Raw genomic sequence first — 23,606 nt, forward strand, 5'->3', positions numbered from 1 at the left:
CGCTCCCACATTGGTTCATGGTGAATCAGTAAACGTCCCGGCGGTAGCGGCCCTGTTCGATCAGGCGCTCCACTTCGGCGGCGCCCAACACCTCGTGGAGCATCTGGTCCACGCCTGAAGCCATGCCTTGAAGGCTGCCGCAGATGTAGATCACCGCACCCTCCGCCAGCCATTTCTTGAGCTCGGCTGCCGACTCGCGCAGGCGGTCCTGTACGTAAATCTTTTCGGCCTGGTCGCGGGAAAACGCCAGGTCGAGGCGCTCAAGATCACCATTGATCAGCCACTCCTCCAGCTCCGTTCTGCACAGGTAGTCGTGCTCGCGATTGCGCTCGCCAAACAGCAGCCAGTGACGTTGCTGACCCTCGGCAATCCGGGCCTTGAGCAGGCTGCGCAAACCGGCAAACCCCGTGCCATTGCCCAACAGGATCATCGGCAGCGGTCGGGCCGGCAGATGGAAACCACTGTTGCGTCGCACGCGCAGGCTGATGGAACTGCCCACAGGCGCGTGTTCGGTCAACCAGCCGGAACCGACGCCGAGGTTGCCATCGGCATGCACTTCCTGGCGCACGATCAGTTCGAGCATGCCATCGGCCGGGATCGACGCAATGGAGTACTCGCGCATGGCCAGCGGCACGAGGGCCTCTGCCAGCGCCTGCGCGTGCAGGCCAACCAGATGGGCGCGGTTCTCCGGCAGTTGGCGGCTGGCCAGGGCCTGTTCGAGGGTTTCCTCCAGGCCGTTGAGCTGCACCTTGGTCTCACCGTGAATCCCCAGGCCATCGAGGAAGTGCTCGATGACCCACGGGCAATTGCGCGGCAACACTTCCACCAGATCACCGGCCAGCCAACTGCTGGTGGTTGGCGCACTGAGGCCCAGCAAGTACACAGGGGACCCGCTGCTGTCCGGATTCAGCAGTTCACGACGGGCCAGGGTCCAGTTGTCGTAGCCGGGTGCTTGCCAGGTGTCGACGGGGGCGTGTCCGGTCAGCAAGCCCAGTTGCTGTTGCCAGTGGCGCAAGGCGTATGGATCGCCGCTGTCGACTTCCACCGGTGCGAACAAGGTCTTGCCGCCGTGTTCGCCGAGCCAGGTGTGCAGGCGCTTGGCGAATCCGCAGAAGTGTTGATACTGCCGGTCGCCCAGCCCAAGGATGGCGTAGTTCAGGCGCTCCAGGCTCGGCGTGCGGCCCAGTACCTTGCGTTCGAAGCCCCTGGCGCTGTCCGGCGCTTCGCCGTCACCGAAGGTACTGACGACGAACAGTGCGTTGTTCGAGCCCTGTAAGTCCTGCTCGCTGACGTCCGCCAGCGGCTGCACCTTCACCGGTAGCCCAGCAGCCTGCAATTGCCCGGCGGTCTGCCAGGCCAGTTGCTCGGCAAACCCGCTCTGGCTGGCGAAACCGATCAGCCATGCGGATGCATCGTTACCCGGTTGTACAAGGCCTTGGCGAGCGTCCCAGATCTGGCGTTTCTTGCGCCGACGATCCAGGTACAGCAACCAGCCGGTGACGAAGAACAGCGGCATGCTCAGCGCGGTGAGGGTCAGGATGATGCGCCCGACGATGCCGAAGTAACTGCCGACGTGCAGCGCATAAATGCTGGTCAGCAGTTGCGCCTTGAGGCTCTTGTCGCTGTAGCGGTCAACCCGTTTGACCACGCCGGTGGCCGGGTCGAGGGTGATCTGGTTCAGTGCCCGGTCGTGGGGTGAGGTTTTCAACAGGAAGTAAACGGTCGCTGGTTGGCCGGCCACTGGTGGCATGCGCACGTTATAGGAGCTGAGTTGCGGGCCGGCCGCGCTGTAGATGCTGCTCCACATGGCCGCGTAATCGGCTGTCGGTGCCGGACCTGCTGGCGCCGGGCCACGTCCGCCACGAACGCGCTCGTTCTGCGGCGCATCGGAAAGCAATCGGGTCAGGCCCTTGTTGTACCACTCGTAGGACCAGGACAACCCGGTCAGCGCCGCCAGGAGGTAAAACACCAGGCACCAGGTACCGGCCACCGAATGCAGGTCCCAGTTGAAGCTGCGGCCCTTTTTCTTCCAGTCCAGAGTCAGCCAGGCGCGCCAGCTTTTCCACTGGCGAGGCCAGCGCAGGTACAGGCCGGACAGGCAGAAAAACACCAGGATCAGCGTGCACGCACCGGTGATCTGCCGACCCGTGTCGCCCATGGCGAGGAAGCGGTGCAGTTGCAGCATCAGGCCGAAGAAGTCCTGGCCGGTGGCATCGCCCAGGAACTCTCCTGTGTACGGATCGAAGTAGCGCATCTCGCCACGGCGTTCACCCGGCGGCGGGGTGAACCACACTTTGGCGGCGTTGCCGCTGTCGGTTTCCACGGTGAGCATCGAGACTTTTTTGCCCGACGCGGCTTCGATTCGCTCCACCAGTTCGGCAGGCGGCAGCACGCCGGCGAGCTGTTTTTCGACCTGCAACACAGAAGGGTTGAGTGCGTTCAGGATTTCATCCTGAAACGACACCGTCGCCCCGGTGATGCCCATCAGGGCCAGGACGAGCCCGGCGCTGATGCCGAAAAACCAGTGCAACTGGAACAGGGTTTTCTTCAACACGTCGCTCGCCTTGTTCGTTCAAATTGGTTCATCACGGCGCGCATTATGCCGTGGGGTTGTCGAGAAGCATTCTTTTTTACACACGAAAGCCCCGTTCACCTGGATGAACGGGGCCGCCGCTGATTTCAACCTTCACTCCCTCCTGTAGGAGCGAACTCGCTCGCGATGGTCGTCAACGATGACGCGTAAAACCTGACACCCCGCGTCGTTCTCCGGTCTATCGCGAGCAGGCTCGCTCCTACAGTAGGTTGTTGGTCACATTTCCATCAGAAGTGGAAGTTGGTGCTCAGCAAAGCGGTACGACCGGCCGCCTGGTTGGCGAAGTGAGTCGAGAATGCCTTGTCGTAGTAGGTTTCGTCGGTCAGGTTCTGCACGTTCAGTTGCAGGTCGACGTTCTTGCTCAGCTTGTAGGCCGCCATCGCGTCGTAACGAACGTAGGAATCAACCATGGTGGTGTTGGCGACACTGCCGAACACGTCATCGACATAGAACGCACCACCACCGATGGTCAGCTTCGGCGTGACCTGATAGGTCGTCCACAGGCTGGCGCTGTTTTCCGGCGTGTTAGGCAACTGGTTGCCGTCGTTGACCGCGCCCAATGGGCCGCCGTCGACTTGTTCGCTGTCCATGTAGGCGTAACCGGCGAACACTTGCCATTTGTCGGTGAGCTTGCCGCTGGCCGACAGTTCGATACCTTGAACCCGGGTTTTGCCGACGTTTTCATAGGTGGTGGTATTGGTTTGCACACGAGCGTTTTCTTTCTCGGTGCGGAAGATATCGGCGGTCAGGGACAGACGATCGTTCAACAGGTCCCACTTGGTACCGATTTCGTAGTTCTTGGTGGTTTCCGGCTCCATGTCGCTGCTCAGCAGGTTGCCGTTGCGATCCGTCGTGCCGCCCAGCGGGTTGCCGTCCATGCCTTCACCGAGGGTGTTGCCTGGTGGGGTGGCCGATGTTGCGTAGGAGGCATAGATGCTGCCGTTTTCCGCTGGCTTGTAGATCACGCCGAACTGACCGGTGACGAATTCGCTGGTGTCCTTGCCTTTGGCTGCAGTGCCTTTGGTCACGACGGTGGCGCCGGAACCGTCAAAAGTGCGGTACTGGGTATCGAAATGGTCGTAACGCAGGCCCATGTTCACCAGCCACTGCTCGGACAACTCCAGGGTGTCGAACACGTACAGCGCGTAGGTGTCGGCCTTGGTGTTGGTACCGGCGTAGTTACGCGAGATGGCACCGTTCCACGGATCATTCGGGTTCGGGTTGGACAGCGAGGTGCAGTTATAACCGCTTGGCGCGCCGATCAGTGCCGGCGAGCAGTTGGTGGTCACGGCTGCCGTTCCCGGGGTGGTGTCGGTGTTGACGTTGTACGAGGACTTTTCGCTTTCCTCGTGGGTGTATTCGACACCGGTGGAGAAGCTGTTCTTGAACCCGGCGATGTAGAAATCACCAAACAGGTCGGTCTGGTTGGTGGTGGTTTCGGTATTGCTCACGCGGGTGTTCGCACGGCGCCAGACGCTGCCATTGTTGACGTTGCCTTTGCTGTCGTCCGGCTGGGTCAGGATGTAATCCTGCATGCTGGTGCCGTGACGCAGGGTGTTCTTGATGGTCAGCGAGTCGCTCAGGTCGTGCTCGATGGCGACGGTCGCCGTGTCGGTGCGGGTCTTGCGGAAGTCGCGGTCGTTCAGGCCATAGAAGTTGCTGCTGTCGCCGCCATCGTTCGGCTTGTCGGGATTGGCTTTGGTACGCGCCGCCGAGCCTCCGGTCGGGATGCTGTACGGAATGCCCGAGTCCGGCAGGTCGTTGCTTTCGAGATGGTAGTAGTCGAGGTTGACGCGGGTGTCGGTGCCCAGGCCGAAGGCCAGGGACGGCGCAACACCCCAACGGTCGTAGTTGACGCTGTCACGTCCGGCGACGTTGCTCTCGTGGCTCAACAGGTTCAGACGGCCCGCGGCGGTGTCGGTGAACTGGTAGTTGCCGTCGAAGGTGTAGCGCTGGGTCTGGTCGGAGCCCCAGGTGAAACCACCGTCGAGCGAGTTGCCCAGGTGTGCTTTCTTGCTCACCAGGTTGATGCTGCCGCCGGCAGCGCCACGGCCGCCGATTGCGGAGTTCGGGCCTTTGCTGACTTCGATCGATTCAACGGCGAAGATCTCGCGGCTCTGGGAACCGGTATCGCGCACGCCGTCCAGGTAGGTGTCGCCCTGGGCGTCGAAGCCGCGGATGAACGGGCGGTCGCCCTGCGGGTTGCCGCCTTCACCGGCGCCGAAGGTGATGCCCGGAACAGTGCGCAGTGCGTCCTGTAAGTTGAGCGAACCGGTGTCTTTCAAGACTTGTTGCGGAACTACGGTCACCGAGCGCGGCGTGTCGATCAGCGGCGCGGTGTACTTGGGCGAGGAGGCTTTCTCGACGTTGTAGGTCGTCTCGTCATGGGCTTCGCCGGTGATGGCGGTGGCGCCCAGGGAAATCACATTGTCCGGTGCTTTTTCGTTGGTTTTTTCCGCCGCGAAAACCATGTGGCCCGCGGAGCCAGCGGTAATCGCCATGCCGATGGCTGATGCGAGCAAACGTGGTGAACTGACCGGTACTTGTGGTTGTTGACGTGACATCTGGATTCCCCTCCCCAAGGATTTGAGGCCGCGGAATATAGGGTAAACAGGTATTCGTAACAATTGCGAAACATTACTATTCGCACTGAATTTACATTCTTTACAATTTAACCTTACGGTTTTTGCTGACTCATTCGTCAGATGTGTTTTACACGGGCAATAAGAATCAATACCATTGGCGTTCCTTTGTTTTCAGGTGCCTTTGTCATGCTGCTGCACATTCCCGGCCTGTTCGAAAAAGACGAGGTGCAGCGCATCCGCGAAGCTCTGGAACAAGCCGATTGGGCTGATGGCAAGATCACTGCCGGCTACCAGTCGGCCAAGGCCAAGCACAACTTGCAGCTGCCCGAAGGGCATCCGCTGGCCAAGGAGATCGGCGCAGCGATGCTGGAACGGCTGTGGAAAAACCCGCTGTTCATGTCGGCTGCACTGCCGCACAAAGTCTTTCCTCCGTTGGTGAACTGTTACACCGCCGGTGGCAGTTTCGACTTCCACATCGACAACGCGGTGCGTCAACCAAAAGGCAGCATCGAGCGGGTGCGTACGGATTTGTCTGCCACGCTGTTCTTCAGCGAGCCCGAGGATTACGACGGCGGCGAGTTGGAAATCCAGGACACCTTCGGCACTCAGCGAGTGAAGCTGCCGGCCGGCGACATGGTGCTGTACCCAGGCACCAGCCTGCACAAGGTCAACGCGGTGACGCGCGGAACGCGACTCGCCTCGTTTTTCTGGACCCAAAGCCTGGTGCGTGAAGACAGCCAGCGCGCCCTATTGTTCGAGATGGACGGGGCAATCCAGCAACTGACCCACGACATGCCGGATCATCCTTCGCTGATCCGCCTCACCGGCACTTACCACAACCTGTTGCGCCGCTGGGTCGAGGTGTAAGTGGCGGACTTTCGTTTGCGCCGCGAGGAAGTCCTCGACGGCGATAGCCTCAAATCGATGCTCCTCGAAAGCCCCGCGCGGGCAGCACAGGCGATTCTGCTGGTCGCCCGCGAAGGTGCTGTCGATGCTCAGGCCATGCTGGGGCAAATCCTGCTGGACGGGCAGGGTATCGAACAGGATCAGCCGCTGGCCGTGCGCTGGTTCGAGATTGCCGCCCGGCGTGGGCATCTGATGGCGCGCAACATGCTCGGTCGTTGTCATGAACATGGTTGGGGTTGTACCGCCGATGCGACGATTGCCGCGAGGCATTACCGTGTCGCCGCTGAAGCCGGACTGGATTGGGCGATGTACAACTACGCCAATCTGTTAGCTACCGGACGCGGGGTGATCGAGGATCAGGTGCAAGCGCTGAATCTCTATCGCCGTGCCGCTGAACTGGGCCACGCCAAATCGATGAACCTGTTAGGGCGGTGCCTGGAGGAGGGTTCGGGCTGTTCGGTCGATACCGTGGCCGCGCACGAGTGGTATCGCCGCTCCGCTGAAGCCGGGGATTTTCGTGGCCAGTTCAGTTACGCCAGTATCCTGGCTGACCAGACTAGGATCGAGGAGTGTCTGGCATGGTATCGCCGCGCGATGCTGGGCGGAAATCTTGCGTTTCTGAAGGTGGCGGCCCAGACATTGATGAGTGCGACAGACCCACGTGTTCAGGCGTTGGCCGAAGAATATCAACAAAGGTCGTGTTGCAGTTGTTAAAAACTCTTTAAATGTTTCTGTTGCATAGTTTCAGCTTGGTTGGACATGCCGTTAAGTCTGGTTATTTACGGCTCGCAATGTTGATTCGCTATTTTGATTAAGTGAATACATTTTGAATCAAGTTAACATTTTGAGATTTTTGTTTTCTTGAATAGTCTATGTTCGAGGCTTAAGGCTGTTCTGGTCTTTGCTCTCTTTGAGGTTTTATTTGTTGACTAATTAATGGAGTAATTATGTCTAGTGATGTTTTGTGGGGAGATGCGTTAAAAGAGGCAGCGCCAGAAGAAGTGGTAAAGTTTGCCATTGACGCACCAAAACTGTTTTCTGACGGTTCTGCCGGAAAGCTTGATGGATCCAGCCGTGACTCGGGGTTATTGCTGACCAAGAAACAAATAATCGATTTGCGCAAATACGAGGCAGCAGGCCTGGCGTTGCCCTATACCCTGGACGATGTCAGGGACTATTTGCACTTTGGTGCAGGTCAGGATGGTGGCCCGGGACTGAAGCCTGAAGACTTCCTGACCACTTTTTTGAATACCCGAAAACATGCCAAACGATGGTCGCCACTGCGTGAGCAGATCATGCTGACCGGGACTGATCTCAGGGGTTTTGCCGGCAGCATGTTGACCTATGGCGCTGCTATGAAAAAGGTCTACCTCGATCTAAAAGCCTCCGGAATTTTGGATGAGCGCAACATTAAGACGCTGGAACAGTTGAAGCAACTTGAGCTTGAACTGGGTGACAAATTTCCCGGCATTGAACTGGAAGATGACACCATCAGTGATCTTGATTATTACCTGAAGCAGATCTTTGAAAAAATCGAATTCAACCTGCAAACGGTTGGAGGTATCAAGAAAGATCTTGATCTGTTTGGTTATGATCTGCGTGAGTACGTCTTACCAGATATAAAACTGAGAGTCGGTCTGATTGGAAATAGCTCATTGGCGGAAGATATTAAGAAGCTGAAAGTCGTGATCGATGAGCGTGCAAAAGAAATCGACATCAAAAACACAGAATACAAGGCCGCTGTTCAAGAAGCCCTGAAAGCGGCTGCCGGAATGAATATTGTCGGATTGGCGATGGCCATTTACATGGGAGTGGAAGCGGAAAACATCCGCGCCCGGCGCAACGAACTGTACGCCCAACAAGAAAACGACATTCAGACTCTTGCAAACATGAACCAGACCCTGGGATCGCTGGCGCGGGTCAAGCATGATCTGCAAAGTCTGGAGATTGTCGCGGTCGACGCCGATATCGCCACGCAGAACCTGATGCATGTCTGGAGCGTTCTGTATCTATGCATCAAGAACTCTCAGAGCGCGGTAGGTCGTATCAATGACGCATTGAGTCTCAGGATTTTCATGACTGAGTTTGAAGAAGTGGTTGGTCCATGGGAACAGATTAAATTGGATTCGGACAAGCTGATTGATGTTTTCAAAGAGGCGGACGAAGAATACGAGCGCAATTACGGAAAAACATTGCGTGCGATGGCATACACCGCATCGCTTGAACAAACCTATCCGGCACTCGACCTGGCTGCGTTGAGGGATAGTCATTCACGGATGAGCGAGCAGCGCACGCAGGCGCATGTATGGCGGGTAAAGCTGGATTACCTGCCCGATCTGTTTGACCGCTTCAATCGACTCGTCCAAGGCGTCGGTAAGGGCGCCATGGACCTGCAATCGGCGGCGCTTAATAGCAGTAATGAGTTGGAAGTCAGTCTGCGGCGTCTGAACGGGCTCGAAAAAGGGCTCGAAGAGGAAAACGACGTCCAGGAGATCGAAGCTCTCAAAGCTGAACGCCAAGAGCTATTGGATCAGGTTGCTGACGCGATTGGCCGGCAAGCCACTCAGGTTCGCAATTGCCTGAAAGAAATCAGTGATACGTTCGACACGCGTTTGACGCTGGGTTACATCACCGACTTTGAACGTGATGAAGTGCAAGCAAAAGCGGAAATCGTCGTTCTGAAGGGGAAATTGGAGGCTGTCAAGGAAGAGCGCAAGCCTGTTATCGAGGCTATCGAGACTCTGGATAAGAACGGCATCGAGGAGCTTGGCAAAAATATCGCACTGACTGTCGATAAGGTGGTGGCGCTGGGCCTGACACCGACGCAAGTCGCATTGGTAATGTTCGCTATCGATCAGCTCAAAAAGACCATCGGTGATATTGGCGAAGGTATTCGTTTCCTGGATATGGTTAGTGAAAGCGACAAGCTGAAAGAGAAAATCGCAGCACTCGACGGCGAAATCAATCTTCAAAACGACGTCGTCAGTGCCTCGGCCGGCAAGATCAAATACCTGCAAGCCATTCACTCGATTGAAGAGCATCGCAAAATCTACGTAGCGAATTACAGTCCCGCGATTAGCGCTTTTCAACAGTACTTGGCCGCTACCGACAAGGGTACCTTTACCGATGATGACGTTCGCAGCGCCACGTTCAAAGCGCAAGCGAATTTGTTCATTGCATTCCTTGCTCCTGTTTCAGTCCCTAACATCTAGGTTGGGCTGAGCACACCATCGATCCGTGTTAATCGAGGTGCCATTGCACACCGGTTAACACGGTTAGCCAAACGATATCTGGCTGTTGGCCATTGATGGTTTGCCATGTTTGAGGAAACCACAGATGCTTGATTATTTATTGGCAGAAAAGAATTTTACTGCCTTAAAACAATACGTTGATTTTTTGAAAGAATTGCCCGAGGCGCTGGAGGAAATCAAACGATTTTCCGATGGCATGGCTCGAGCCGGGCATACCCTGTTGCCTCCACCCAATGCTCCGGCATTGATTCAGGTCGCGCTCGCCAACGCACAATGCTGGCACGCGATCGGCGTCACCATACCTTTGTTGGGCAACACATCCGCTCGGATATTGCACGACATGAGCAGTTTTATCAGCGAGTTTCAGGCCATTGTCTCCGTCGCTCAGAATCGACGATTGGCAATTTCCGTGATTGATCCGCAACAGTTCACTGTTGTGAGATCTGTCGGTTGGGGAAATGCCCCTTGTGCTGATGTGATTGATGTTCTGCGCGAACTCGATGCTCGGTTGGGTTCTTGCCAACATGCTGTGTCGGATTTCAAAGCGCAAGTGACAAATCTCGCTGAATCGATCCATGGCATTTTTGTTCGCTTTATCGAATCGCTGACGATGCCTCTGTGCAGTTGCGACGGTCCAATCCCCAAGATCGAGGCCTACTACGTTTTGGGTCGAGTCGGTCTACCGGGTATGGGCTATGATCCAGAACAATGGTACTCGGAAGAACAACGACAGGCGTTCGCCCGAGCGCATATCGGGCAGTTGTTCAATCTTCACCGGCGCGCCAGTGTGGCAGCGAGCAATCTCGGCGACTTCTGTTTCCGGTGGGTGTATATGCTGGATGAGGCGAGGCGAACGCTTCAAACCCATCACGGCCATCAGACGATGGCACGTGCCAAGGCTTCGCTGCCGTTGCTCACGGACTCGCTCGGTGAAGTCGAAGCCATGTCCAGGCAATTGGTGCAAATGGCCGAAGTGCTCTAAAAAAAAGCCCATGACATGTCATGGGCTTTTTGATTTGTGCGTGTGGTTTACACGTAGAAGGACTTTAGCGGCGGAAAGCCATTGAACTCAACAGCGCTGTAGCTGGTGGTGTACGCACCGGTCGACAGCCAGTACAGGCGATCACCGATGGCCAGGTTCAGTGGCAGGCCGTACTTGTAGTTTTCGTACATGATGTCGGCGCTGTCGCAGGTCGGGCCGGCGATGACCACTTCTTCCATCTCGCCCTTTTTCTCTGTCCAGATCGGGAACTTGATGGCTTCGTCCATGGTTTCGATCAGGCCGGAGAACTTGCCCACATCCGTGTACACCCAACGCTCTACCGCGGTACGGGATTTACGCGCGACCAGTACTACTTCACTGACCAGGATGCCGGCGTTGGCGATCAACGAACGGCCCGGCTCCAGGATGATTTCCGGCAAGTCATCACCGAAGTCTTCTTTCAGGAAGCGGATGATTTCCTCGGCGTAGGTTTCCAGGCTGTTGGTGCGGGTGATGTAGTTGGCCGGGAAGCCGCCGCCCATGTTGATCAGCTTGAGGTGAATGCCGTCTTCTTCTTTCAGGCGTTCGAAGATCACTTTGACCTTGGCGATGGCTGCGTCCCAGACGCTGATGTCGCGCTGCTGCGAGCCAACGTGGAACGAAATGCCGTAAGGCACCAGGCCCAGGTCACGGGCGAGGATCAGCAGGTCCATGGCCATGTCGGTCTGGCAGCCGAATTTGCGCGACAGTGGCCAGTCGGCAGTGGTCGAGCCTTCGGTCAGGATACGTACGTAGACTTTTGCACCCGGTGCCGCCTTGGCGATGTTGCGCAGGTCGGCTTCGGAGTCGGTGGCGAACAGGCGCACGCCCTTGTCGTAGAAGTAACGGATGTCCTTGGATTTCTTGATGGTGTTGCCGTAGCTGATGTGGTCGGCGCTGACGCCACGGCTCAGCACTTTGTCCAGCTCGTAGATCGAGGCGATGTCGAAGCTGGAGCCTTTTTCCTTGAGCAGGTCGATGATCTCGACGGCCGGGTTGGCCTTGACCGCGTAGTAGACCTTGGCGAATTCGAAACCGGCGCGCAGGTCGTCATAGGCCTGGGCAATCATCGCGGTGTCGATCACCACGAACGGGGTTTCCTGCTTGTCGGCGAACGCCTTCATTTTCTGAAAGGTTTCGCGCGCGAAATAGTCTTCGACCTGGATCGACATACGTTGGGACTCCTACTGGCAAACATCGGTAACAATGGGTGTAAGGGCAATCAGCCCTAGTGAACGTCCTCCGTATCCCCACTTTGGTTCGCCTACTTCCCAAGGCATGTCGCCGAAAGCAAAAAGGCCATGGGAGCGCTGCGCCCTTGGCCTTGCTGTCTCGTCGTCAGTACTTGAGCCGGATGGATCGTTTCCAGCATGGACGTTCGGCGCGAACTTTAGGGCGTGAGGGGCCTGAGATCAACTAAAAATGTCGCGTTTTCGCACTCTTCTGACGTGCGTTGCGGACATCACTCTTTGTAGCCGACCGAGATGACGGGAAGATGTTCCCCGATAATTTTCAAGTGTTAAAAATACCTGCACGTTCGACGCTTTTGTGCGCCAAGTTGTGGATAAGTACGATGGCGTCAATATGGGCGACGTTGGCGGCGAAAAGGTCTGTTGAGAGGGGATTTGACTATTTCAGAGCGTGTTTCCGGATAGCTTTTGCAGACGCTACTGTTGATATTTTTTTCCGGCCTGTGAATTACTGGAAAATCGCACAGAACCTGTGGGAGCGAGCTTGCTCGCGATGACATTTTCACGGCCAGCATCGTAGTTGCCTGAAATGACGCCATCGCGAGCAAGCTCGCTCCCACAGGTTTTGTATTTTTACCGGGTAAAGTTAGCTGTCAGGCGACCACCGCCTCGGCTGGCGAGACGATATTGGTCTTCATCCCTCGCGAGCGACCGGAGCTCAAATAAGCCGCTATCGACTCCTGCGTCACCTCGCCCAAAAATACCCGCTCGGCATCCATCACCGGCAACCAAGCACGATTGAACTCGTACATGCGCGACAACAGGATGCGCAAATGTTCATCGTACGCCGCCGTAGCGTTGAACTCGCGCAAGTACTGCGCGCAGGCACCGGTCTGACGATGCAGGTCGCGGCGGCGTACGTAACCCAGGGCTTTGTTCTCGGCGCAGGTGACCACCACATAACGCCGGTCATGCTCATCCATCAGCTCCAGCGCTTCGGCGACAGTGGTCTGCGGGCTGACGGAGGGCGCGTTGTCCGCCGCGTCTTCGGCTTTTACCAGCAGCAAGCGCTTGAGGGTGCTGTCCTGGCCGACGAAGTGGCTGACAAACTCATCCATCGGATGCGCGAGCAGCGTGTCCGGGTGGTCGATCTGCAACAGCTTTCCGGCGCGGAAAATCGCGATCTTGTCGCCGAGCTTGATCGCCTCGTCGATGTCATGGCTGACCATGATCACGGTCTTGTTCAGCGCCCGCTGCATTTCGAAGAACTCGTTCTGGATCAATTCGCGGTTGATCGGGTCGACCGCACCGAACGGTTCGTCCATCAGCAACAGCGGCGCATCCGCCGCCAGCGCGCGAATCACGCCGATCCGCTGTTGCTGACCGCCGGACAATTCCCGTGGATAACGATGCAGGTATTGCTTGGGTTCGAGCTTGATCATGCTCATCAACTCGCGCGCGCGGTCGTGGCATTTCTGTTTGTTCCAGCCGAGCAGCTTCGGCACGACCACTATGTTCTCTTCGATGGTCATGTTCGGGAACAGGCCGATCTGCTGGATCACGTAGCCGATGTTGCGCCGCAGCGTCACCTCGTCGAGGCCGGTGGTGTCTTCGCCATTGATCAGGATCTTGCCCGAGGTGGGTTTGATCAGGCGGTTGATCATCTTCAGCGTGGTGCTTTTGCCGCAACCTGATGGCCCGAGGAACACGCAGATTTCGCCTTCATTGACGGTCAGGCTCACCGAGTCCACGGCCTTAATGTCTTTGCCATTGCTTTGGAAGGTTTTGCCGAGGTTTTGAAGTTCGATCATTTCAGGAGTCCTTTTGGAGTCAACGAGCGTTGCAGCCATTGCAAAAACAAGTCGGCGAAGATCGCCAGGAGACTGACCAGCAGCGCACCGACGATCAGCATCGACATGTCGCTGCGGCTGATGGACGCGAGGATGAGTACGCCGAGGCCGCTGGCACCGATGGTCGCGGCGATGGTCATTACGCCGATGTTCATCACCACGGCGGTGCGCACCCCGGCGAGGATCACTGGCACGGCGATGGGCAGTTCGACCATGCGCAGGCGCTGGCCGAAGGTCATGCCGATGCCGCGCGCGGCTTCGCGGATGCCCGGCTCGACGCCGGTGAGGGCCAGATAGGTGTTGCGCATGATCGGCAACAGTGAATAAAGGAACACGGCGGTGATCGCCGGCATCGGCCCGAGACCCTGGCCGAATTTCGAATAGAACGGCAACAGCAGGCCGAACAGCGCAATCGACGGCACGGTCAGCAGTACCGTGGCGCAGGCCTGCAATGGACCGGCGAGACTCGGGAAACGCGTCATCAATATGCCCAGCGGCACGCCGGTGAGGATCGCCAGGCTGACGGCAATGCCAACCAGGGTGATGTGCTGCCAGGTCAGGTGCATCACCTGTTGCCAGTCGAAGTGGGAAAAGGCGTTCAGCAATTCCATGACTTTTCCTCCTTTAGTTCAGTGGATGTTGACGCAGGAAATAAGCGGCCCCGGCAGCTGGGTGTTCGTGATCGACATCGACCCGGGCGTTGATCTGGCGCATGGTTTCGTCGTCGAACAGTTCGGCCAGCGGCTGGAGTTGTTCGGCGAGTTTCGGATGTGTATCCAGGTACGCCTGACGCACCACCGGTGCGGCGGTGTAGTCCGGGAAGTAATGCATGTCGTCTTCCAGCAGTTTCAGGCCGAAAGCATTGAGACGACCGTCAGTGGTGTAGACCAGGCCAGCGAACACTTGCCCGTTGCGCAGCGCTGTATAGACGAGGCCCGCGTCCATCTGCCGGATGTTCTTGCGCGTCAGGTTCATGCCGTACAGCTTGACCATGCCGTCCAGACCGTCGGAGCGGTTGGCGAACTCGGTGTCCAGCGCCACCAGGTGATTGGTCCTGGCTTCGTCACGTAGCACTTTGTTCAGATCGCTGATGCTGTTGATCTGCGGGTATTCGTCAACGACGTTTTTCGGCAGGGCCAGGGCGTAGGTGTTGCTGAATTTCGACGGAGTCAGCCAGACCAGGCCTTTTTTCGCGTCGAGTTCTTTGACCCGGGCGTAGGACTGTTCGCTGTCGAGTTTTTCAGAGACATGGTTGTAGGCCACCAGCGATACGCCGGTGTATTCCCAGAGCATGTCCAGTTGCCCGCTTTCGTGGGCGCTGCGGGCGAGATTACTGCCCAGGCCGCCGGTGATCTGGGCGTCGTAACCTTTGCTGCCCAGGTATTGCGAAGTGATTTCCGCCAGCAGGGTCTGTTCGGTGAACACCCGGGCGCCGATGCGGATCAGCGGTTTGTCTGCGGCTTGGGCAAATCCTGCGAACAGCAGGACGCAGCCTAGTAAAAAGCTTGATGTCTTCATGAATATTCCTTTGCCGAGGCGTTAATACGGGCGCAAACCGCGCTCCAGCCAGAGAAGGCTGGCGAGGGTGACCACGCCATCGAGCAGCAGGGCCAGCAGCGCGGTACACGCGGCGCCGAGCAGCAGTTGCGGCTGATTGTTCAGGGCGATGCCGGGGAAGATCAGGCTGCCGAGGCTGTTGGCGCCGATCAGGAACGCCAGTGGTGCGGTGCCGACGTTGATCGCCAGCGCCACCCGCACGCCACCGACGATGATCGGCACGGCATTGGGCAGTTCGACTTTCCACAACACCTGGCGCGGGGTCATGCCGATGCCGACAGCCGCTTCCTTGAGCGAGCCCTGAACGTTTTTCAGGCCTTCATAGGTGTTGCGCACAATCGGCAGCAATGAAGCGAGGAATAAAGCGAAGATCGCCGGCCCACTGCCGATGCCGAGAATGCCCAGGGCAATCGCGAGCACGGCCAGCGGTGGCACGGTGTTGCCGATGTTAAAGATCTGCATGAAGCGTTCGGCGCGGCCGACCATGGTCGGGCGGCTCAGGAGGATGCCGGCGGGGAGGCCCACGACAAGGGCGGCCAGCATTGAAGCGAGGACGAGAATCAGATGAGCTTGCAGGTAAAACAACAAATCGTCGCGGTAGTGTTCGATCGTGTTGATGCCGATCCAGTGGACCAGCAGGGCCAGGAGGGCGATTACCAGCGCGCCTCCCATCAGCCCTTTGCCATAGCGGATAGCCACAGGCGGACTCCTTTTTTTGGTCGGCGAACGCAGTCCCGTGTGGCAGGCCATCATTGGCTGCCGGGCAACGTTCGCGAGAAGCAGCTCTTCATGTGCCGAACGCGTTCCCGTGTAGGAGCTAGCTTGCTCGCGAAAAACGTCCAGGCAACGCTTGCATTCAGATACCCAGCGTTATCGTTGGCGTCCATCGCGAGCGAGCTCGCTCCTACAGGCGAATCCGTACGGCTTTTCGAGCCATGAGCACAGCCTCGTCAGGCTGAATTGCAGGTGTTTCAGGCCCCCGACGAGTGGTCGTTACGGGGGAGTGGACGTCTCCGTGCTTTAAAAGGTTCCCATCCGGGGGAGCATTAGGCCGCCCCTAATGTGCTCAACGGTTCGGTTCTTCGATCAACTTGGGCTATAATCTGCGCCCTTTTTTGAATCACCTGCCAGGCGATTTCCCATGACCAACCAGGCCGCCGAAGTCGCGAAACGCCGCACTTTCGCCATTATTTCCCACCCCGATGCCGGTAAAACCACCATCACCGAAAAGCTCCTGTTGATGGGCAAGGCGATTGCGGTGGCCGGTACGGTGAAATCCCGTAAATCCGACCGCCATGCGACATCCGACTGGATGGAGATGGAGAAACAACGGGGTATTTCCATTACCACGTCGGTCATGCAGTTCCCGTATCGCGAACACATGATCAACCTGCTCGACACCCCGGGCCACGAAGACTTCTCCGAAGATACCTACCGCACCCTGACCGCGGTGGACTCGGCCTTGATGGTTCTCGACGGCGGTAAAGGTGTTGAGCCTCGTACCATCGCGCTGATGGACGTCTGCCGTCTGCGTGACACGCCGATCGTCAGCTTCATCAACAAACTCGACCGTGACATCCGCGACCCGATCGAACTGCTCGACGAGATCGAAGCCGTTCTGAAGATCAAGGCGGCGCCGATCACCTGGCCGATTGGTTGCTACCGCGATTTCAAAGGCGTGTACCACCTGGCCGACGACTACATCATTGTCTACACCGCCGGTCACGGTCACGAACGCACCGAAACCAGGATCATCGAGAAACTCGACTCCGACGAAGCCCGCGCGCACCTGGGCGACGAGTACGAGCGTTTCCTCGAACAGTTGGAACTGGTTCAAGGCGCTTGCCACGAGTTCAACCAGCAGGAGTTCCTCGACGGTCAACTGACCCCGGTGTTCTTCGGTACGGCACTGGGCAACTTTGGTGTCGACCACGTTCTTGATGCTGTCGTCGATTGGGCGCCGCGCCCGCTGGCGCGGGTCGCCAACGAACGCACCGTGGAGCCGGTGGAAGAGAAGTTCTCGGGCTTCATCTTCAAGATCCAGGCGAACATGGACCCGAAACACCGCGACCGCATCGCCTTCATGCGCATTTGCTCCGGCAAGTACGAAAAAGGCATGAAGATGCGTCACGTGCGTACCGGCAAGGACGTGCGGATCGGCGACGCCCTGACCTTCTTCTCCTCCGAGCGTGAGCAACTGGAAGAAGCCTTCGCCGGCGACATCATCGGTTTGCACAACCACGGCACCATCCAGATCGGCGACACCTTCAGCGAAGGCGAAGTCCTGGGCTTCACCGGCATCCCGCACTTCGCCCCGGAACTGTTCCGTCGCGTACGCCTGCGTGATCCGCTGAAATCCAAGCAACTGCGCCAGGGCCTGCAGCAACTGGCCGAAGAAGGCGCGACCCAGGTGTTCTTCCCGGAGCGCAGCAACGACATCATCCTCGGCGCCGTCGGTGTGCTGCAGTTCGATGTGGTCGCCAGCCGCCTGAAAGAGGAATACAAGGTCGAGTGCTCCTACGAGCCGATCACCGTTTATTCCGCGCGCTGGATCGAATGCAGCGACAAGAAGAAGCTTGAGGAGTTCTCCAACAAGGCTGTGGAAAACCTGGCATTGGACGGCGGCGGTCACCTGACCTACCTCGCGCCGACGCGGGTCAACCTGGCGTTGATGGAAGAGCGCTGGCCGGACGTGAAATTCCGCGCGACCCGTGAGCACCATTAAGCGCTGAACTTTTCTACCAAAAGCCCTCGATGCGTAAGCCTCGGGGGCTTTTTATTGCCCGCCACAGCGTGCCCCCTACAGGAGTCTGGTGTTGTAGGATTTTTCCCTTTCGGCTCTGGTTTTGCGCTTGCAGCGTTTTTGCCCGGGACAACCGACGCCTGGGCGTCTAGTGTTCGAAGTTCACGCATGAAGGATCAATGGAATGACACGCCACCTCGCCCATCTGCTTCGCCCGAACGGCTATTTCAGCCTGATGGCCTGGGTGCTGGCGGCGTTGCTGTTCATCAATCGCCTGAGCAGCATGGTCAAGCTGTTCATGGCGCTGTATCTGCGTCAGGAATTGGGATTGGCGATCGAGACCGTTGGCTGGCTGTTAGCGGCGTACGGCGGTGGTTTGTTGATCGGTTCGATGTTGGGCGGACTGCTCAGCGACCATGTGCCCACGGGGCGGCTGACCGCTGCGCTGTTCTTCGTCTCGGTGTGGGTGCTGCTGTTGCTCGGGCTGGTCACGCAGGTGCCGTTGCTGGCCGGGTTGTTGCTGCTCAGCGGCACCGTTGATGGTGCGATCCGCACGCTGCACCAGCGCTTGATCATGGAATATTGCGAGGTTGCTCAGCGCCCGCGTGCGCAGGCCTTGAGTCGTATCGCCCGTAACCTCGGGATGGCCGCCGCCGGGGTGGCGGGCGGGGTGCTGGCGCAGACGGATTTTCGTTGGGTGTTCTTCATCAGTGCGGCGCTGACACTGCTGGCACTGCTCTGGTTTGTTCGCACGACATGGCGGCGACCGGTTCTGATTCCGGACGAAGCGGTTACCGCCCAGGCGGGTTCCGGGTTGCCGTATCGCGACCAACCGTTCCTCTGGCTGCTGGGTGCGACCGTCCTGCTCGGTATGGCGTTCGACACGGTCTACAGCACGCTCGGCAATTATCTGCGTGATTACTATCGCTTGAGCACCGAGGCCATCGGCTGGCAGTTCGCAATCAACGCAATACTGGTGGTGGCGCTGCAAATTCCGATGTCGCACTGGGGCGAACGCTGGGGTTCGCGTCGGCCTTTGATCGCCGGTTGCGTGCTGCTGGCAGTCGGGCTCGGCATGTTGCCGTTGGGCTCCGGGCTGTTTTACGCGTGCCTGTCGACGGTGGTCTGGACTTTGGGCGAAGCGCTGTTCATGCCGCCGCTGAACGTGCTGGTCATGCAGCATGCGCAAAGCGGCAAGAGCGGTCAGTACTTTGGTTTGTTTTTCATGGCCTGGAGCGCGAGCGCACTGCTGTCGCCGGTGATGAGCGGTCAGCTCTACGGGCAGTTCGGCGGTCATAGTGTGTGGCGGGTCAGCGCCGCGCTGGCGCTGATGTCTGTGCCGCCTATCTATCTGGCCACCCGTTCGCGTGCACTGGACAAACAGCTGCTGCAAACCGGCAAGCCCACTTCGCTTAGCTGATTCGGTTATGGGGTTTATTCGAAAGCGGTCTGTTCCCCGACGGCATTTCCGTGCATTGATCAGCGTCCTGTCTGGTGAACCCGGCTGATCGGAACTAGATTTCACAGAGCGCCAGCCAGGCACTAGGGTTCACCTGAAGAGGATGGAATCGATCATGAAAAACAGGTTGCTACGCGTTTTACTGCTGTTGAAAGTGATGGTGATGCTGTCCCTCGGCACCGCAACGGCCTGGGCCGAATGTGAGGATCACGATATTCAGGCATTCAGCGGACAGGTGGGACATGGCGGATTGATGCTCGCCAAGTCCGAGTCCGAGCCGGGCGATCAGGGGCAGGGTGGTACTGACAACGGCGATGACTCGACCACTGACGAGCCGGAATCCGATGAAGAAGAAGGCGACAGCCAGACCTGAACGCACAATGGCAGGCAAAAGAAAACCCCTTCTGCCTCGACTGATGCGCAATCGAAGTGGAAGGGGTTGGGTTAATCCGTGAATCCCTGAGGGAGCGAGCAAGCTCGCTCCCTCAGTTTTTTATGCCGCGCCGTCGAGGAATTGCTCGGCGTAGTGGCAAGCCACCTGGCGTCTGTCGAGCAGGCGCAGGGCCGGCTCTTCGGTGCTGCAGCGCTCGGTGGCGTACGGGCAGCGCTTGTGGAACGCGCAGCCGGACGGCGGGTTCAGCGGGTTGGGCAACTCGCCGACGATCTTGATTTTAGGCTTGTTCGGGTCCGGGTGAATCGTCGGCGTGGCCGACAACAGTGCCTGGGTGTAAGGGTGCAGAGGACGTTCGTAGATGTCGTTCTTCGGACCTATTTCGACCGGGCGACCGAGGTACATCACCATCACGTCATCGGCAACGTGTTGCACCACCGCCAGGTTGTGGGAAATGAACACATAGGCGGTGTTGAACTCTTGCTGCAAATCCATGAACAGGTTGAGCACCTGTGCCTGGATCGACACGTCCAGTGCCGATGTCGGCTCGTCCGCCACCAGCACTTTCGGTTGCAGCATCATTGCGCGGGCCAGGGCGATCCGCTGGCGCTGACCGCCGGAGAACATGTGCGGATAACGCTGGTAGTGCTCGGGACGCAAGCCCACCTGCTTCATCATCGCCTGGACTTTCTCACGGCGTTCCGCTGCGCTCAGGTTGGTGTTGATCAGCAGCGGCTCAGCCAGCTGATCACCGACTTTCTGCCGTGGGTTCAACGAGGCGTAAGGGCTCTGGAACACCATCTGCACGTCTTTGCGCAGTTGTTTGCGCTGGGCCTTGTCGGCACCGGCGACTTCTTGCCCGGCAATTTTCAAGGAGCCGGAGGACGGCTCTTCGATCAGGGTCAGGGCACGAGCCAGGGTGGATTTGCCGCAGCCCGATTCACCGACGACGGCGAGGGTCTTGCCGGCTTCCAGTTCGAACGATACGCCGTTGAGGGCGCGCACGGTGGCGTGCCCCTTGAACAGGCCTCGGGACACCTCGTAGTGACGGGTCAGGTCGCGGGCGGTAAGAACGACGGCCATTACGCCACCTCCTGGTTCAGCGGGTAGAAGCAGCGAGCGAGGCTGTTGCTTTTCTGGTCAAGTGCCGGACGTTGTTGACGGCAGTTGTCTTTCACGTAAGGGCAGCGTGGCGACAGCAGGCAACCCTGCGGACGGTCGTAGCGCCCGGGAACGATACCCGGCAGGGTCGACAGGCGCGAGGCACCCAGGCTGTGTTCCGGAATTGCCTTGAGCAGCGCTTCACTGTACGGGTGTGCCGGAATGTCGAACAGTTGCGGCACCTGACCGACTTCGACCGCCTGGCCGGCGTACATCACGCACACGCGCTGGGCGGTTTCGGCCACGACGGCGAGGTCGTGGGTGATCAGTACCAGGCCCATGTTCTGCTCTTTCTGCAACGCCAGCAGCAGGTCCATGATCTGTGCCTGAATCGTCACGTCCAGTGCCGTGGTCGGTTCGTCGGCGATCAGCAGTTTCGGCTCGCCGGCAATCGCCATGGCAATCGCGACACGCTGGCTCATACCACCGGACAGTTGATGCGGGTAGGCGTCCATACGGCTGGCGGCACCCGGGATTTCAACTTTTTCCAGCAGTTCGATGGCACGCTTGCGGGCAGCCTTGCCGGACATTTTCAGGTGCAGGCGCAGTACTTCTTCGATCTGGAAACCGACGGTGTAGCTCGGGTTCAGCGCGGTCATCGGATCCTGGAAGACCATGGACAGGTCTTTACCGACGATCTGCCGACGCTGGCGATTGTTGAGCTTGAGCATGTCCTTGCCGTCAAAGCTGAGCGAGTCGGCGGTGACGATGCCTGGATGCTCGATCAGCCCCATCAGCGCCATCATGGTCACGGATTTGCCGGAACCGGACTCACCAACGATGGCCAGCACTTCGCCCTTGTCCACTTTCAGGTCGAGGCCATCGACCACTGGCGTGGCGTTTTTGTCGCCGAAGCGAACGTTGAGATTCTTGATTTCTAACAGTGACATGGGAATCTCCTCAGGCGGCGTTCTTGAGTTTCGGGTCCAGCGCATCGCGCAGGCCGTCGCCCATCAGGTTGATTGCCAGCACGCTGAGCAAAATGGTCAAACCAGGCAGGCTCACCACCCACCAGGCGCGTTCGATGTAGTCGCGGGCCGAAGCCAGCATGGTGCCCCACTCAGGGGTTGGCGGTTGTACGCCAAGGCCGAGGAAGCCCAGTGCGGCGGCATCGAGGATCGCCGAAGAGAAGCTCAGGGTGGCCTGAACGATCAGCGGCGCCATGCAGTTGGGCAGCACGGTGACGAACATCAGGCGTGGCAGGCCGGCGCCGGCCAGGCGCGCGGCGGTCACGTAGTCGCGGTTCAGTTCACCCATTACCGCGGCGCGGGTCAGGCGAACGTAGGACGGCAGGGATACCACGGCGATGGCGATCACGGTGTTGATCAGGCCAGGGCCGAGGATGGCGACGATCGCCACGGCCAGCAGCAGGGACGGCAGGGCCAGCATGATGTCCATCAGACGCATGATGGTCGGGCCGAGCACGCGCGGGAAGAACCCGGCGAACAGACCCAGCAGGATCCCCGGAATCAGCGACATGACAACCGACGACAAGCCGATCATCAAGGACAGGCGCGAGCCAGTGATCAGGCGTGACAGCAGGTCGCGACCCAGTTCGTCAGTGCCGAGCAGGAACTGGATCTGCCCACCTTCCAGCCAGGCTGGCGGGGTCAGCAGGAAGTCACGGAATTGCTCGCTCGGGTCGTGAGGCACAACCCACGGCGCGAAAATGGCGCAGAAAATCACCAGCAGCATGAACATCAGGCCGGCGACGGCACCTTTGTTTTTGGAGAACGCTTGCCAGAATTCTTTGTACGGGGACGGGTACAGCAGGCTTTGATCGACTGCTACCGATGGAATTGGAGTGGTCATGGTCATGATCTCAGCGCTGATGACGGATGCGTGGGTTGGCAAAGCCGTAGAGGATGTCCACTACGAAGTTGACCACAATCACCAGGCAGGCGATTAACAGGATGCCGTTTTGCACGACGGGATAGTCCCGGGCGCCAATGGCTTCGATCAGCCATTTGCCGATGCCGGGCCACGAGAAGATGGTTTCGGTCAGGACCGCACCGGCCAGCAGGGTGCCGACTTGCAGGCCGACTACCGTCAGTACTGGAATCAGCGCATTACGCAGACCGTGCACGAACACCACACGCGACGGCGACAGGCCCTTGGCCTTGGCGGTGCGAATGTAGTCTTCACGCAACACTTCGAGCATCGAAGAGCGGGTCATCCGCGCAATCACCGCCAGCGGGATGGTACCCAGCACGATGGCCGGCAGGATCAGGTGGTGCAGGGCATCGAGGAACGCACTGACGTCATCGGCCAGCAGCGTGTCGATCAGCATGAAACCGGTGCGTGGCTCGATGTCGTAGAGCAGGTCGATCCGCCCGGACACCGGGGTCCAGCCCAGGCTCACCGAGAAGAACATGATCAGGATCAGGCCCCACCAGAAGATTGGCATCGAGTATCCCGCCAGGGAGACACCCATTACCCCATGGTCGAACAGGGACCCTCGCTTGAGTGCCGCGATCACCCCGGCCAGAAGGCCCAGGATGCCGGCGAACAACATGGCGGCCGTGGCCAGTTCCAGGGTCGCGGGGAAGAGAGAGCTGAACTCGGACCAGACGCTTTCACGGGTTCGCAGGGATTCACCGAGGTCGCCATGGGCCAGTTTGCCGATGTAATCCAGGTACTGGGCATACAGGGGTTTGTTCAGACCTAGGCGTTCCATTGCCTGAGCGTGCATTTCCGGGTCGACTCTGCGTTCGCCCATCATGACTTCCACAGGGTCGCCAGGGATCATGCGAATCAACGCGAATGTCAGCAAGGTGATGCCGAAAAACGTGGGGATCAGTAACCCCAGTCGGCGGGCAATAAAACTAAACATCGTAAGGTGTACCTCATCAGCCGATTAGGCGTGCCCGGCATGCCTGGGTCAGGCATGCCGGGAGTT

Annotated in this window: 18 protein-coding genes; 7 read left to right on the top strand and 11 right to left on the bottom strand. The window is 58.5% G+C overall.

The features are described 5' to 3' along the window. Positions 1-25 precede the first annotated feature (25 nt). Positions 26-2,554 (bottom strand): sulfite reductase flavoprotein subunit alpha, encoded by a 2,529-nt coding sequence (locus tag RS887_RS13655; RefSeq protein WP_322615781.1) that lies wholly within the window; start codon positions 2,552-2,554, stop codon positions 26-28. A 266-nt stretch (positions 2,555-2,820) separates the two neighbouring features. Beyond that, positions 2,821-5,157, bottom strand: coding sequence for a TonB-dependent siderophore receptor (locus RS887_RS13660; protein WP_322615782.1), 2,337 nt, complete (start codon positions 5,155-5,157; stop codon positions 2,821-2,823). A 207-nt stretch (positions 5,158-5,364) separates the two neighbouring features. Here RS887_RS13660 and RS887_RS13665 point away from each other — a divergent pair, with 207 nt between their 5' ends. The 4 genes from RS887_RS13665 to RS887_RS13680 all read left to right on the top strand — a co-directional run bounded on the left by RS887_RS13665 (position 5,365) and on the right by RS887_RS13680 (position 10,317). After that, positions 5,365-6,045, top strand: a complete 681-nt coding sequence (locus tag RS887_RS13665) for a Fe2+-dependent dioxygenase (RefSeq protein ID WP_085718660.1) — start codon at positions 5,365-5,367, stop codon at positions 6,043-6,045. Continuing rightward, positions 6,046-6,798 (top strand): tetratricopeptide repeat protein, encoded by a 753-nt coding sequence (locus tag RS887_RS13670; protein ID WP_416339960.1) that lies wholly within the window; start codon positions 6,046-6,048, stop codon positions 6,796-6,798. 233 nt (positions 6,799-7,031) lie between these two features. Continuing rightward, positions 7,032-9,296, top strand: coding sequence for an alpha-xenorhabdolysin family binary toxin subunit A (locus RS887_RS13675; protein ID WP_322615783.1), 2,265 nt, complete (start codon positions 7,032-7,034; stop codon positions 9,294-9,296). A gap of 124 nt (positions 9,297-9,420) precedes the next feature. Beyond that, the gene (locus RS887_RS13680) at positions 9,421-10,317 is read left to right on the top strand and encodes a hypothetical protein (RefSeq protein WP_322615784.1); all 897 of its coding nucleotides are present in this window, start codon (positions 9,421-9,423) and stop codon (positions 10,315-10,317) included. 47 nt (positions 10,318-10,364) lie between these two features. Here the strand turns inward: RS887_RS13680 and RS887_RS13685 are convergent, their stop codons facing one another. The 5 genes from RS887_RS13685 to RS887_RS13705 all read right to left on the bottom strand — a co-directional run bounded on the left by RS887_RS13685 (position 10,365) and on the right by RS887_RS13705 (position 15,625). Beyond that, entirely contained in the window at positions 10,365-11,528 is a 1,164-nt protein-coding gene (locus RS887_RS13685) for a type III PLP-dependent enzyme (RefSeq protein WP_085718663.1), read from the bottom strand. Positions 11,529-12,199: 671 nt separating this feature from the next. Then, positions 12,200-13,357, bottom strand: a complete 1,158-nt coding sequence (locus RS887_RS13690; protein WP_322615785.1) for an ABC transporter ATP-binding protein — start codon at positions 13,355-13,357, stop codon at positions 12,200-12,202. After that, complete coding sequence (locus RS887_RS13695) at positions 13,354-14,007, bottom strand: ABC transporter permease (RefSeq protein ID WP_322615786.1); 654 nt, start codon at positions 14,005-14,007, stop codon at positions 13,354-13,356. The genes RS887_RS13690 and RS887_RS13695 overlap by 4 nt, the downstream gene beginning before the upstream one ends. A gap of 13 nt (positions 14,008-14,020) precedes the next feature. Beyond that, positions 14,021-14,914: a glycine betaine ABC transporter substrate-binding protein gene (locus RS887_RS13700; RefSeq protein ID WP_322615787.1), complete on the bottom strand. Its 894-nt coding sequence runs from the start codon at positions 14,912-14,914 to the stop codon at positions 14,021-14,023. Positions 14,915-14,935: 21 nt separating this feature from the next. Continuing rightward, positions 14,936-15,625, bottom strand: coding sequence for an ABC transporter permease (locus tag RS887_RS13705; RefSeq protein ID WP_322615925.1), 690 nt, complete (start codon positions 15,623-15,625; stop codon positions 14,936-14,938). 469 nt (positions 15,626-16,094) lie between these two features. On the opposite strand from RS887_RS13705, the gene RS887_RS13710 reads away from it, so the two are divergent. From RS887_RS13710 to RS887_RS13720, 3 genes are all read left to right on the top strand, one after another. After that, positions 16,095-17,678, top strand: a complete 1,584-nt coding sequence (locus tag RS887_RS13710; RefSeq protein ID WP_322615788.1) for a peptide chain release factor 3 — start codon at positions 16,095-16,097, stop codon at positions 17,676-17,678. Between the two features lie 202 nt (positions 17,679-17,880). Next, a complete protein-coding gene (locus tag RS887_RS13715) occupies positions 17,881-19,116 on the top strand; it encodes an MFS transporter (RefSeq protein ID WP_322615789.1) in 1,236 nt (411 codons plus the stop codon). Between the two features lie 154 nt (positions 19,117-19,270). Next, positions 19,271-19,528: a hypothetical protein gene (locus tag RS887_RS13720; RefSeq protein WP_322615790.1), complete on the top strand. Its 258-nt coding sequence runs from the start codon at positions 19,271-19,273 to the stop codon at positions 19,526-19,528. 120 nt (positions 19,529-19,648) lie between these two features. Here the strand turns inward: RS887_RS13720 and RS887_RS13725 are convergent, their stop codons facing one another. Genes RS887_RS13725 through RS887_RS13740 form a run of 4 tightly spaced genes read right to left on the bottom strand, consistent with a single transcriptional unit; the run spans position 19,649 to position 23,540 of the window. Beyond that, positions 19,649-20,629, bottom strand: coding sequence for a peptide ABC transporter ATP-binding protein (locus tag RS887_RS13725; RefSeq protein ID WP_322615791.1), 981 nt, complete (start codon positions 20,627-20,629; stop codon positions 19,649-19,651). Continuing rightward, positions 20,629-21,597, bottom strand: coding sequence for an ABC transporter ATP-binding protein (locus tag RS887_RS13730; protein ID WP_007973051.1), 969 nt, complete (start codon positions 21,595-21,597; stop codon positions 20,629-20,631). The genes RS887_RS13725 and RS887_RS13730 overlap by 1 nt, the downstream gene beginning before the upstream one ends. 10 nt (positions 21,598-21,607) lie before the next feature. After that, positions 21,608-22,519 carry an ABC transporter permease subunit gene (locus tag RS887_RS13735; RefSeq protein ID WP_322615792.1) on the bottom strand — a complete coding sequence of 304 codons (912 nt, stop codon included), beginning with the start codon at positions 22,517-22,519 and terminating at the stop codon, positions 21,608-21,610. Positions 22,520-22,529: 10 nt separating this feature from the next. After that, entirely contained in the window at positions 22,530-23,540 is a 1,011-nt protein-coding gene (locus tag RS887_RS13740; RefSeq protein WP_111280863.1) for an ABC transporter permease subunit, read from the bottom strand. Positions 23,541-23,606: the final 66 nt, after the last annotated feature.

The sequence above is a fragment of the Pseudomonas sp. BIC9C genome (assembly GCF_034541995.1).
GTDB lineage: Bacteria > Pseudomonadota > Gammaproteobacteria > Pseudomonadales > Pseudomonadaceae > Aquipseudomonas > Aquipseudomonas fluorescens_CC.